The organism is Arthrobacter sp. JCM 19049 (assembly GCF_001310435.1).
In genome coordinates this window covers 1-10,335 of the sequence record NZ_BAXF01000052.1, presented here as the reverse complement: position 1 = coordinate 10,335, position 10,335 = coordinate 1, and the positions used below count along the sequence as shown (strand labels likewise).

Genomic DNA, 10,335 nt, shown 5'->3' with positions numbered 1-10,335 from the left:
CGCGCGGTTCCGGGGCCGGGACGCCGGATCTCCAAGACCCGTCCGTAGCCCGTGGCGGCGCCCCGGCGGTCCTGGGACTAGTTCAGGCCCAGGACCGCGGTGGCGATGGAAAAGTAGATCAACAGGCCCGTGGCATCGCAGAAGGTCGAGATGAACGGGTTGGAGAACACCGCCGGGTCGGCGCCGATCTTCTTGGCCAGCAGGGGCATCAACCCTCCAACGCAGGCGGCCATGACACAGATGGAGAGCAGGGTCAGTCCGATCACCGCGCCGATGTCCATGCCGTAGACCAGTGAGGCCACCGCGAACCCCAGGGATCCAAGGGCCGCACCGAGAATGGTGCCCACCCGCAGTTCCCGCCAGATCACCCGCGGCAAATCTCGCAGCCGCACGTCTCCGACGGCCAGCGCCCGGGTGACCGTGGTGGCCGCCTGGTTGCCGGTGTTCCCGCCGGTGCCGGTGAGCAGCGGGATGAACAGGGCCAGCGCCACCACCTGGTCCAGGCGGTCTTCGAAGATTTCCAGCACCTGCACCGTGAGCACCGCGGAGAGGGCCAGCACGACCAGCCAGACGATGCGGCTGCGCACAATACGCAGGACAGAGGTGCTCAGGTAGGAGCGCGAGATCAGCTCCGAGCTGCCCGAACGTGCGGCGCTGCGCGCGGCGGCCTCATCGAGGATCGCCGAGGCGTCATCGTTGGTCAGCATCCCCACCAGGCGTCCGTCGGCATCGGTGATCGGCATCGCCACCAGCTTGTGCTTCATGAACCTTCGGGCGACCTCCCGGCGGTCTTCATCGGCCCGCGCGCTGATCGGCACATCGCTGATCTGCGCCAGCCGGTCCCCGGGTTCGGCCCCCAAGAGGTAGCGGATCCCGATCACTCCGGTCAGTTTCCGGTCCTGGTCAATCACCGGCAGCAGGTAGACGGTCTCTGGTTCGCGGATCCGCGAGCGCAGGTACTCCAGCGCCTGCCCGGCGGTGAAGTTCTCATCCAGGCCCAGCACGGCCGGGGACATGTAGCGGCCGATCGCGGTGCGGGGGTAGCCAAGCACCAGCGCGGTCATCTGGCGCTGGTCGGCGCTGAGCGAGGTGAGCAGCTCCTCCCGCACGGCGGCGGGCAGCTGATCGAGCAGGGAGGCCCGGTCATCCGGGGCCAACGCCTCCACCAGGGAGTTGATGTCCTGGCCCTGCAGCACCGAGAGCAGCTTGCCTGGTAGGCCGGGGCCAGGTCCTGGAACACCCGCAGCCGGGTCTCGGCGTCCAGGGCCTGGAACAGTTCGGCGCTTTCGGTGGGGGAGGTGGCCTGGATGAGATAGGACAGCTCGTCCACCGACAGCTGCCGGGCGTGGTCGGCCACGCTGACCAGCGGGCCCTGCCCGCCCGGTCCGTTGCGCAGCGTCCGCTCGATTTGCTTCATGATCTGTGTTGACACGCTGCGCTCCCGTGATCCCGCTCTGCCTGGTATCCGGTTCGGGCGGGCGCCGCGAACCCTCACCAGCACCGTAGCCACCGGCCGCGCCGCTTACAATTCACCTTCGGTGGACATCGAGCAAACACCCAGCCGCACTGTTCGGCCGCCCCCGCCGGCGGGAACCGCTAGGCTTCCCGGGCGAGCCGGTAACCCATGCCGCGCACCGTCTCAAAGCGTGCTCCGCCGAGCTTGTTGCGCAGGTAGCGCACGTAGACGTCCACCACGTTGGAGCCCGGGTCGAAGTCATAGCCCCACACCCGGGAGAGCAGCTGTTCCCGGCTGAGCACCTGCCCGGGATTGCGCAGGAACGCCTCGGTTAGCGAGAACTCACGGGCCGAGAGATCCACCTCCGCCCCGTCGACCTCCACCACCCGGCGCAGCAGGTCCATGCGCAGGCTGCCGTGCTCAAGCACCGCGGTGTCCGCGCCGTTGTCCTCGCTGCGCAGCCGCAGCCGCACCCGGGCCAGCAGCTCATCAAAGTGGAAGGGCTTGGCCATGTAGTCATCGGCCCCGTCCCGCAGCCCGGTGACGGTGTCATCCACCGAGTTGCGGGCGGTGAGAATGATGACCGGCGAATCGATATGCGCCGAGCGCATCCGGCGCAGCAGGCTGAACCCGTCCTCGTCGGGCAGTCCGATGTCCAGGATGATCAGTTCGTAGCAGCCGTTCTGGGCGTGCTCGAACCCGTCCGCGGCGGTGTCGCACACGGCGGGGGCGAAACCGGCGGCCTTCAAGCCCTTGGCGATGAACGAACTGATCCGTGCCTCATCTTCGATGATCAGGATCCGGCTCATGGGGTGGGGGCTCCTTCGGCTAGGGGGATGTCGATGTAGAACGTGGAACCGCTTCCGGGGGTTGAATCCACCCAGACCTTACCACCATGGGATTCGGCGATGGCCGCGACGATGTTCAGCCCCAGGCCCGAACCCATGGCCCGTTCACTGTTCTTCCCGCGCCCGAAACGCTCGAAGATCCGCTGCAGGTCATCGGGGGCGATGCCCACCCCGCCATCGCGCACCCACAGGCGCAGGCACGGCTGATCCGTCATTGTGCACCAGGCCGAACCCAAATCGATGCGGAGCCGGGGCTGGAGAACTTCACCGCGTTGGCGCTTAACTGCAGCACCGCCTGGGTGATGCGCGAGGCGTCGAGCCTGACGCTGGCCTCGGCACGATGCCCGATGCGCCAGTCCCGTTCGCCCAGGCCCCGGGCCTTGTCCAGGATGTCATCCAGCAGCGCTCCCACCTCGCAGGGCCGGCTGACCACGAAGTCGGCCTGGTTCGCCCCGGCCAGGGTCACCAGGTCGTTGATCAGCAGCGACATCCGCTTGAGCTCATCCAGCGAAATTTCCCGGGTCTGGGCCACATCCTCGGCGTCCTGCACGTCCATCAGCTCCAGGTGCCCGCGGATGATGGTCACCGGGGTGCGCAGTTCGTGGCCCACATCATCCAGCAGCTGGCGTTGGGACTGCAGGGCCGCCTCCAGGCGGTCGAGCATCTCATTGATGGTCACCGTCAGCTCGGCGAACTCGTCGTGGCCGGTCACCTCGATGCGGGAGGAGACATCGGATTCGGAGATCTGCCGGGCGGTGTCCCGCAGCCGGCGGATGGGTTCGAGCATCCGCCCCACGATCAGCCAGGCCGCGATGGAGGCCAGCACCACGACCATGGCCCCGGCGGCGATGAACACCATGATCTGGGTGTTGATGTGCCGGACCTCGGAAGTGTAGTCATAGGCCAGCACAAAACGGGCCGGCTTGGGATCCGAGGCCAGCTGGATGGGCACCACCATGGCCCGGTAGGTGCTGTGCTGGGTGGAGACATTCTCGATGCGCACCCGGCGTCGGTGGAACTGTTCTTGGCCCACTCCAGGAATTCCGGGTCATCCTCCAGGCGCAGTGTCACCGAATGCGGCGCGGTCCACTGCAGCTGATCGGCGCTCAGGCCCAGCATCCCCTGGTAGCGGGCCGGCACGGTGCGCTGCATCGCGGTGTACAGCAGGTCCTCGGCGTGCTGGAAGCCTGTTTGGTTTGCGGATCCACCCCGGTCTCGGCCAGCACCCGGTATTCCTCCACGGTGCGGATCAGCGAGTCATCCAGCCGGTCGTTGAGCTCGTGGCGCTCCAGCACGTACATGGCCGTGCCGGCGGTGGCCAGGGCAATGGCCACCAGCAGGATCATCCCGGTGATCACCTGGGCCCGGATGGGCATGCGCCGCTGGCGCGGCCTAGTCGTCGTCATAGTCGTCATCATCGTCCCATTGATCATCATCCCAGTCATCGTCGTCGTCATCGTCATCGGTGACGCGCGGCGTCGAGGGGGAGGTGGGCGGCAGGGGCTTGACCGGCCCGTGGGAGCGCGACGGGGTGGGTTTGGGGGTGGGGCTTGGCTTGGGTGTGGCCTTTCCGCTGGCCGGTGGGTCACCGACCTTCGGGGTGGGCTCTTCGGACCCGGGAGACGGGTCGCTGCCGGTGCCCGGCGGATCGGTGGGCGGCTGGTCCACGACCACCCCCGGCCCCAGGTCTCGTTGTGTCGGCCCGGAAAGCACGTGGGCGATTCCCACGGCGCCCAGGGTGAGCAGCACGATGACTGTCACCACGACCAGGATGCGAAAGATTGCCTGCCTACCCATGTGATCCATTCTCCCCAAGCCAGATGAGACGAGGATGAGAACCGCCGCGCACGCCGGCCCGCCGGCCTGCACCAGCGTTCCCCGGCGTCCGCCGGCGGTTTTCAACGTAGATGTTCGAAGATGATGCTGGTCTGGGTGGAGGAAAAGGCGGGGTTCGCGCCCAGGTGGCGGGCCACAAAGTCCCGCAGCTCGTCGATGGTGCTGGTGGCCACCCGCACCAGCAGGTCCGGCGTCCCGCCCAGCACGAACACGTCACGCACCTGGGGCAGCGCACCCAGAGCCTGGGCCGAGGGCAGCATCCGGTCCCGGGCATGGGCGGCGACCACGATGGAGATCATGGCGTTGACGCTCACCCCCAGCAGCTTCTCGTTGATGCGGGCCTCATAGCCTGGATGATCCCGCGGGCCTGCAGCGCCCGCACCCGTCCCAGGCAGGTGGAGGGCGCCAGGCCCACCCGGGCGGCGAGCACGTTGTTGGCCACACGGGCATCCTGGCCCAGTTCCGCCAGGATCGCCAGGTCCGTCGCATCGACGCGAACCGGATTCGACGCACCATCCTCGGGCACGGGGAATTTCGAATCAGCCACGGAACCTCCGGCCCTTCTTGCGCAGAACTTCGCTGCGCCACCACAATCTTGATTCCAATTCTATGATGGGGTTTCACCTCCGATCACGCGCAGACACCGGCGCACCGTTTGTTGAAAGGTCACGATGAGCACTCAGACCAGTCGCGAAGCCCTGCAGGCCCTGGACCGCCAGGATCCCCTGGCCCGCTTTCGGGACCGTTTTGTGTTGCCCGAGGCGGTGATTTACCTGGACGGCAATTCGCTGGGGCCGCTGCCGGTCGGGGCGGCCGAACGGGCCGCCGAAGTGGTGAACGAACAGTGGGGCCAGGGGTTGATCCGCTCCTGGAACACCGCGGGCTGGTTTGAGCTTCCCACCCGGCTGGGCGACAAGCTCGGAACACTGCTGGGGGCCAACCCCGGGGAAACGGTGGTCACGGATACCACCAGCCTGAACCTGTTCAAGGCGCTGGCCTCGGCGCTGCGCATCCAGCAGGTCGACGGACCCGGGCGCCGGGTAATCATCACCGAGCGGGACAACTTCCCCACCGACATCTACATCGCCCAGGGCCTGGCGGATTTGCTGAACTCGGTCACCACCGAAACCGGCGTGGACTACGAGGTACGGCTGATCGACACCCAGGACGAACTGCTGGCCGCCCTGGGGCCGGACACCGCGCTGATCTCCCTGTCCCACGTGAACTACCGCACCGGGCGGATGTGGGACATGCCCGCCATCACCGCCGCCGCCCATGAGGCCGGGGCGCTGGCGATCTGGGATTTGGCCCACGCCGCCGGCGCGGGTGCCGGTGGACCTGAACGGGGCCGACGCGGACTATGCGGTGGGCTGTACGTACAAGTACCTCAACGGCGGGCCGGGCGCCCCGGCGTTCATCTGGGTCAACGCCCGGCACCAGCGGCGTTTCTGGCAACCGCTCTCCGGCTGGTGGTCGCACGCCCAGCCCTTTGCCATGGATGAGACTACGCCCCGGCCGATGACGCCCGCCGCTTCATGTGCGGCACCCAGCCGATCACTTCGCTGGCGATGCTCGAGGTGGGCCTGGACGTGTCGCTGGAGGCGGACCAGCACCAACTGCGGGCCAAGTCCCTGGAGCTGACCGACCTGTTCATCGAGCTGGTGCGCGAACGCTGCCCCGGACTGGGACTGGAACTGGTCACCCCGCAGCAGCACGCCGAGCGCGGCAGCCATGTCAGCTTCCGCCACCCCCACGGCTACGCGTGATGGCCGCACTGATTGAGCGCGGGGTCATCGGGGACTACCGGGAACCGGAGGTGCTGCGTTTTGGGGTGACCCCGCTGTACCTTTCGCGCACCGATATCTGGGATGCGGTGGAAATTCTGCGTGAGGTTCTGCACACCGGGGCCTGGCAGCGGGAGGAGTTCACGCGTCGAAACGCGGTGACCTAGTCCAGCTTGGCGTCCCGGGACCAAGACCGGGGCAGGCAGCGGCCCCTGGGGTGGGCGCGGTAGCGTTGTTCACGGCGCCCCAGCGTGGGGCGCGGTGAACTGTGAATCCGAGGACGGTACGTGTCAGAAAGTACGGTGCCCCACGCCACCGGCGGCGGGCTGAAGCGCACCCTGGGCTCCGGGCAGATGTCCATGATCGCGCTGGGCGGCGCGATCGGCACCGGGTTGTTCATGGGCAGCAAGCTGGGCATCGAGATGGCCGGATCCAGCGTGATCCTCAGCTACGTGCTGGGCGGGCTGATCGCGCTGCTGGTGATGGGCGCGCTCGCCGAAATGACGGTGCAGCACCCGGTGTCCGGCTCCTTCGGCCTCTTCGCCCAAAAATACCTGGGCAACTATGCCGGGTTCATGACCCGCTACCTGTACTGGTCCGCGCTGGTGCTGGCGGTGGGGACCGAGGTCAGTGTGGTCGGGCAGTACATGCAGCTGTGGTTCCCGCAGGTGCAGCCGCTGTTGTGGGTGGTCCTGTTCTCGGTGGCTGCTGGGGGTGAACATGAGCAATGTGCGCGCCTTTGGCAGCACCGAGTACTGGTTCTCCGCCATCAAGGTCTTCGCCGTGCTGGCCTTCATCATCGTGGCCGGGTGGCTGGTGCTGGGCAGCGGCAATCCCGACTACGGGGTGGCGAACTACACCGCGCAGGCCCCGTTCTTCGCTGGCGGCCGCTGGGGGTATGGGGTGCGGTCATCGTGGCGATCTTCTCCTATATGGGGTGGAGGTCATTGCGATCGCCGCGGCCGAGGCCCGTCAGCCGCGGGTGGCGGTGCGCCGGGCCTTCAAGGTCACGTTCCTGCGCCTGCTGCTGTTCTACATCGCCACCCTGGGCCTGATCCTGTGCATTGCCCCGCGCGATGAGCTGCTTAACGGCGGATCCCCGTTCGTGACGGTGATGCAGGTGGTGGGGATCCCCTACGCCGATTCGGTGCTGAACTTCGTGCTGATCGTGGCCGCGCTGTCGGCCATGAACGCCCAGCTGTACGCCGCCTCCCGCACCCTGAAGTCGTTGTCCGAGGTCGGCTACGCTCCGGCGCTCAGCGGCAGGGTCGCGGCCAACGGGGCCCCGGTGCATGCGGTGTGGATGTCCGCCGGGGGGATCGCGGTCGCCGCGGTGGTCTACGCCCTGGTGCCCGAGGGCGGGATGGGCATCATGATTTCCCTGGCGACCTTCGGTGCCATGGCGACCTGGCTGATGATCCTGCTCAGCACGTGGCCTTCCGCCGCCGGCATCGCCAGCAGGGCACCACCCCGGACTTCCGGCTGCCCGGATTTCCGGCCGGTTCGCTGCTGGGCGCTGCTGCTGGCCGGACTGCTGGTGACCTCCCTGTTCACCGAACAGTTCCGCCTCACCCTGGTCTTTGGCGTGCCGTTCGTGGTGGTGATCAGCATCATTTACCGATTCCTGGGGCGCCGGGCGGACAAACTACACTCGGGAACCGTGGCTTCCGGGCCATCCGGTACGAGCTAAGGGAGCGTCAGTGGCCAAACTGTATTTCCGCTACGGGGCAATGAACTCGGGCAAGTCGACCAGCCTGCTGCAGGCCGCGTTCAACTATGAGGAGCGCGGCCAGCGCATCGCGCTGGCCAAGCCCGGGGTCGACACCAAGGGGGACAGCTCGATTGTGTCCCGGCTGGGACTGGAACGGGAAGTTGATTTCGTGGTTGGTCCCGCGGACAACCTGCGCGAGCAGTTCGCGGCCCTCGCCTCCGGGGAGGACCCCGAGGCGCTGCTGACCCACGTGGATGCCCCGCCGGTGGCGTGCCTGCTCGTGGACGAGGCCCAGTTCCTCAGCCGTGACCAGGTTGATGACCTGCTGCGCATCGCGGTGCTCGATGACGTGCCGGTGCTCGCCTACGGCATCCGCACCGATTTCAGGACCCACGCGTTTCCCGGATCGGCCCGGCTGATGGAGCTGGCGCACTCCCTTGAGGAGCTCAAGACCATCTGCCGTTGCGGGCGCAAGGCCATGTTCAACACCCGCCGGGTCGGCGATGAGGTGGTCTTCGACGGGGACCAGGTCGCCATCGACGGCGAGGACGTCTGGTATGAGTCGCTGTGTGCCGGCTGCTATCTGCGGCTATCCGGCGGGGAGCTGAGCTAGTTTCCCTGCCGCCCTGCGGCGGGCGGGACGTTGTGGCTCAGCCCGTGGGCTTCGGCAACAGCCCGGCGACCGCCCGCTGCAGGGCCCAGTCAAACCCGTCCGCCTGCTCGTGGCTGACGTCCAACTGCACCAGGTTCTGCCGGTAGCCACCGACCCAGAATGTGGTTCAGCAGCAGCTGACGGCCGAACGCGGCCTCCTGGGCCGGCAACCCGGCCGACTGCAGCAGCCGATCCAGCTGGGCCAGCGGGGCCAGGCCGGTCACCTGCAGGGCGCTGGCCACCTCAAGCACCTCCGGGCTGTCCTGGATGGGCAGCAGGGTCAGATACAGCTTGCGGCACAACTGCAGCAGCGCATCGCGGGGGTGCGCAAAATCGGTGGGATCCACCGCGAGCTGCGGAGTGTTCAGCAGGGCAGCGGCGACCTGGCCGAGCAGTTCCTGCTTGTTCTTTACGTGCCAGTACAGCGCCCCCACCTGGACGTCCAGTTCCCGGGCCAGGCGGCGCATTGACAGGTCGGCCAACCCAAACCGCTGCAGGATATCCACTGCGGTGCTCACCACCGCCGACTGAGTTAGGGCCATACCCACCAGTCTAGGGGCAGTTGTCCCGCCCTGCGCATTAGGCCCCCTGCCGCTGGGTAGGTGACCTGGGTAGTCTGGACACCAGGATTCAGGGCCGTGCGCCCATGACGGGGAGGGGTGAGCCGCAGTGGGAGCGAAGGTGGACTTCAAGCGGCAGATCGAGGCATATCGTGCGCCGCGCGGACGCGTCCAGCGGATTGCGGTGCCCGCCCTGCAGTACCTGATGATTGACGGGCACGGTGACCCGAACACCTCCCCGCGCTTTGCGCAGGCATCGGGGCCCTATTTCCGCTGGCCTACAAACTCAAGTTCCACAGCAAGAACGAACTGCGGCGGGACTATGTTGTCATGCCCCTGGAGGGGCTGTGGTGGGCCGAGGACATGGGGGCCTTTACCGTCCGGCGGGACAAGTCCCAATGGCTGTGGACGATGATGACCATGGTCCCGGACTGGATCGATGCGTCCCTGCTGGACCTGGCCCGCCAGCAAATTGGGGCCAGCGGCGCCAGTCCGCTGCTGGATCAGGTGCGTCTGGAACGCCTGGAGGAGGGAACGTGTCTGCAGACCCTGCATGTGGGTTCGTTCGATGACGAGGGCGGGGTGATGGGGCAGCTGCATGCCCACGCAGCGGATGCCGGCCTGCGGCTGACCGGGCGGCATCACGAAATCTATTTGAGTGATATCCGGCGCAGTGCGCCGGATAAACTGCGCACCATCCTGCGCCAACCGGTGACCGGCACATGAAGGAGCCCCGGGGCCAGCGCCCCAGAGGTGGTCAGGGGCAGGGGCAGGCGTCCGGTGAGGCAGGTCGCGGCTCAGCACAGGTTTCTGCGGGAGGTCGTGGCCGCGTTGCCCGCGCTGAGTTCGATCCTGGCCAGTCAGTTTGCCGCCTGCCTTGTCGAAGCCGCCCCGCACTGCGGCCAGTGCCTGGTCCTGACCCGCCGGGGCGCTGCGGCCCCATTGCCGGCGGGAGTGGAAAACCCGTTACCTCTCGATGCGCAGATCGATGAGACCCCCGGCGCGGCGCAGGTGCTGCTGTGGCATGAGGCAGGGTTCGTGGAGCAGGTGGAGATCTGCTGGTTCGGCCAGGACCATCCGCTGCTGGGGGATTTGCGCCTGATCACGGACGCGTCGCCGCGGCCGTCATAGTTCCTGGGCCACCACAGGTTCTAGACTAGTCTGTCTAGTGGAGGTGGATGATGTCCCCACTGATCAGTGCCAGGGAGAGGCTGCTGCAGGAAGCGGCGCAGCGTTTCTACGCGAACGGGATCGCCGCCACCGGCATCGACGGGATCATCCAGGGTGCCGGGGTGGCGAAAATGAGCCTGTACAACAACTTTGGGTCCAAGGCCGAGCTGGTCGCCGCCTACCTTGAGCGGCGCCACCAGCAGTGCTGGAGCTCTACCATGAACGTTTGGGCCGCCAGCGCGGGGCGCAGGCCGGGGTGCTGGCGGTGGTGGACGCGTACCTGGACCACGCGCACATGGCCTACGCGCACGGTTCGCG

Annotated in this window: 16 protein-coding genes and 2 pseudogenes; 8 read left to right on the top strand and 10 right to left on the bottom strand. The window is 67.3% G+C overall.

Annotated features, from left to right (window positions below; all coding sequences use genetic code 11):
• Positions 1–77: 77 nt before the first annotated feature.
• From mgtE to JCM19049_RS18600, 9 genes are all read right to left on the bottom strand, one after another.
• Entirely contained in the window at positions 78–1,166 is a 1,089-nt protein-coding gene (gene mgtE, locus JCM19049_RS04445; protein WP_279402455.1) for a magnesium transporter, read from the bottom strand.
• Positions 1,061–1,432, bottom strand: coding sequence for a hypothetical protein (locus JCM19049_RS18610; protein ID WP_279402453.1), 372 nt, complete (start codon positions 1,430–1,432; stop codon positions 1,061–1,063). Before JCM19049_RS18610 ends, mgtE begins: the two co-directional genes overlap by 106 nt.
• Before the next feature lie 164 nt (positions 1,433–1,596).
• Positions 1,597–2,265 carry a response regulator transcription factor gene (locus tag JCM19049_RS04440; protein ID WP_054820931.1) on the bottom strand — a complete coding sequence of 223 codons (669 nt, stop codon included), beginning with the start codon at positions 2,263–2,265 and terminating at the stop codon, positions 1,597–1,599.
• On the bottom strand, positions 2,262–2,519 hold the full coding sequence (locus JCM19049_RS04435; protein WP_054820930.1) for a HAMP domain-containing sensor histidine kinase: 258 nt from the start codon (positions 2,517–2,519) through the stop codon (positions 2,262–2,264). Before JCM19049_RS04435 ends, JCM19049_RS04440 begins: the two co-directional genes overlap by 4 nt.
• The gene (locus tag JCM19049_RS04430) at positions 2,516–3,337 is read right to left on the bottom strand and encodes a HAMP domain-containing protein (protein ID WP_054820929.1); all 822 of its coding nucleotides are present in this window, start codon (positions 3,335–3,337) and stop codon (positions 2,516–2,518) included. The genes JCM19049_RS04435 and JCM19049_RS04430 overlap by 4 nt, the downstream gene beginning before the upstream one ends.
• A 73-nt stretch (positions 3,338–3,410) precedes the next feature.
• Positions 3,411–3,680 (bottom strand): hypothetical protein, encoded by a 270-nt coding sequence (locus JCM19049_RS04425; RefSeq protein ID WP_054820928.1) that lies wholly within the window; start codon positions 3,678–3,680, stop codon positions 3,411–3,413.
• A 16-nt stretch (positions 3,681–3,696) separates the two neighbouring features.
• A complete protein-coding gene (locus JCM19049_RS04420) occupies positions 3,697–4,101 on the bottom strand; it encodes a hypothetical protein (protein ID WP_054820927.1) in 405 nt (134 codons plus the stop codon).
• Between the two features lie 101 nt (positions 4,102–4,202).
• On the bottom strand, positions 4,203–4,454 hold the full coding sequence (locus JCM19049_RS18605; RefSeq protein ID WP_279402452.1) for an Lrp/AsnC ligand binding domain-containing protein: 252 nt from the start codon (positions 4,452–4,454) through the stop codon (positions 4,203–4,205).
• Positions 4,451–4,687 (bottom strand): Lrp/AsnC family transcriptional regulator, encoded by a 237-nt coding sequence (locus JCM19049_RS18600; protein ID WP_279402451.1) that lies wholly within the window; start codon positions 4,685–4,687, stop codon positions 4,451–4,453. The genes JCM19049_RS18605 and JCM19049_RS18600 overlap by 4 nt, the downstream gene beginning before the upstream one ends.
• 124 nt (positions 4,688–4,811) lie before the next feature.
• Between JCM19049_RS18600 and JCM19049_RS18595 the strand changes: the two genes are divergently transcribed.
• The 5 genes and pseudogenes from JCM19049_RS18595 to JCM19049_RS04400 all read left to right on the top strand — a co-directional run bounded on the left by JCM19049_RS18595 (position 4,812) and on the right by JCM19049_RS04400 (position 8,248).
• Positions 4,812–5,642, top strand: a complete 831-nt coding sequence (locus JCM19049_RS18595; protein WP_279402450.1) for an aminotransferase class V-fold PLP-dependent enzyme — start codon at positions 4,812–4,814, stop codon at positions 5,640–5,642.
• Between the two features lie 33 nt (positions 5,643–5,675).
• Positions 5,676–6,091: pseudogene (locus JCM19049_RS23150) on the top strand (hypothetical protein).
• Positions 6,092–6,277: 186 nt separating this feature from the next.
• Positions 6,278–6,749 (top strand): annotated as a pseudogene (locus JCM19049_RS23145) (amino acid permease); the annotation flags it as partial.
• A 73-nt stretch (positions 6,750–6,822) separates the two neighbouring features.
• Positions 6,823–7,614: an amino acid permease gene (locus JCM19049_RS18575; protein ID WP_374700231.1), complete on the top strand. Its 792-nt coding sequence runs from the start codon at positions 6,823–6,825 to the stop codon at positions 7,612–7,614.
• Positions 7,615–7,624: 10 nt separating this feature from the next.
• Positions 7,625–8,248 (top strand): thymidine kinase, encoded by a 624-nt coding sequence (locus tag JCM19049_RS04400; protein WP_054820926.1) that lies wholly within the window; start codon positions 7,625–7,627, stop codon positions 8,246–8,248.
• 89 nt (positions 8,249–8,337) lie between these two features.
• Here JCM19049_RS04400 and JCM19049_RS04395 read toward each other — a convergent pair whose 3' ends face one another.
• Positions 8,338–8,829, bottom strand: a complete 492-nt coding sequence (locus tag JCM19049_RS04395; RefSeq protein ID WP_054820925.1) for a TetR family transcriptional regulator — start codon at positions 8,827–8,829, stop codon at positions 8,338–8,340.
• A 348-nt stretch (positions 8,830–9,177) separates the two neighbouring features.
• Between JCM19049_RS04395 and JCM19049_RS04390 the strand changes: the two genes are divergently transcribed.
• The 3 genes from JCM19049_RS04390 to JCM19049_RS04380 all read left to right on the top strand — a co-directional run.
• On the top strand, positions 9,178–9,573 hold the full coding sequence (locus tag JCM19049_RS04390) for a GyrI-like domain-containing protein (protein ID WP_374700230.1): 396 nt from the start codon (positions 9,178–9,180) through the stop codon (positions 9,571–9,573).
• A 96-nt stretch (positions 9,574–9,669) separates the two neighbouring features.
• On the top strand, positions 9,670–9,978 hold the full coding sequence (locus JCM19049_RS04385) for a hypothetical protein (RefSeq protein ID WP_279402446.1): 309 nt from the start codon (positions 9,670–9,672) through the stop codon (positions 9,976–9,978).
• Positions 9,979–10,025: 47 nt separating this feature from the next.
• Positions 10,026–10,335: TetR/AcrR family transcriptional regulator (locus JCM19049_RS04380; protein WP_306420675.1), on the top strand; the 310-nt coding region annotated here is incomplete at its 3' end.

What these genes read in the sequence shown, in the direction of transcription:
- JCM19049_RS04440 (WP_054820931.1), bottom strand. Translation starts at nt 2,265, where the DNA reads ATGAGCCGGATCCTGATCATCGAAGATGAGGCACGGATCAGTTCGTTC.
- JCM19049_RS04435 (WP_054820930.1), bottom strand. Translation starts at nt 2,519, where the DNA reads ATGACGGATCAGCCGTGCCTGCGCCTGTGGGTGCGCGATGGCGGGGTG.
- JCM19049_RS04425 (WP_054820928.1), bottom strand. Translation starts at nt 3,680, where the DNA reads ATGCCCATCCGGGCCCAGGTGATCACCGGGATGATCCTGCTGGTGGCC.
- JCM19049_RS04420 (WP_054820927.1), bottom strand. Translation starts at nt 4,101, where the DNA reads ATGGGTAGGCAGGCAATCTTTCGCATCCTGGTCGTGGTGACAGTCATC.
- JCM19049_RS18595 (WP_279402450.1), top strand. Translation starts at nt 4,812, where the DNA reads ATGAGCACTCAGACCAGTCGCGAAGCCCTGCAGGCCCTGGACCGCCAG.
- JCM19049_RS18575 (WP_374700231.1), top strand. Translation starts at nt 6,823, where the DNA reads ATGGGGTGCGGTCATCGTGGCGATCTTCTCCTATATGGGGTGGAGGTC.
- JCM19049_RS04395 (WP_054820925.1), bottom strand. Translation starts at nt 8,829, where the DNA reads ATGGCCCTAACTCAGTCGGCGGTGGTGAGCACCGCAGTGGATATCCTG.
- JCM19049_RS04390 (WP_374700230.1), top strand. Translation starts at nt 9,178, where the DNA reads ATGCCCCTGGAGGGGCTGTGGTGGGCCGAGGACATGGGGGCCTTTACC.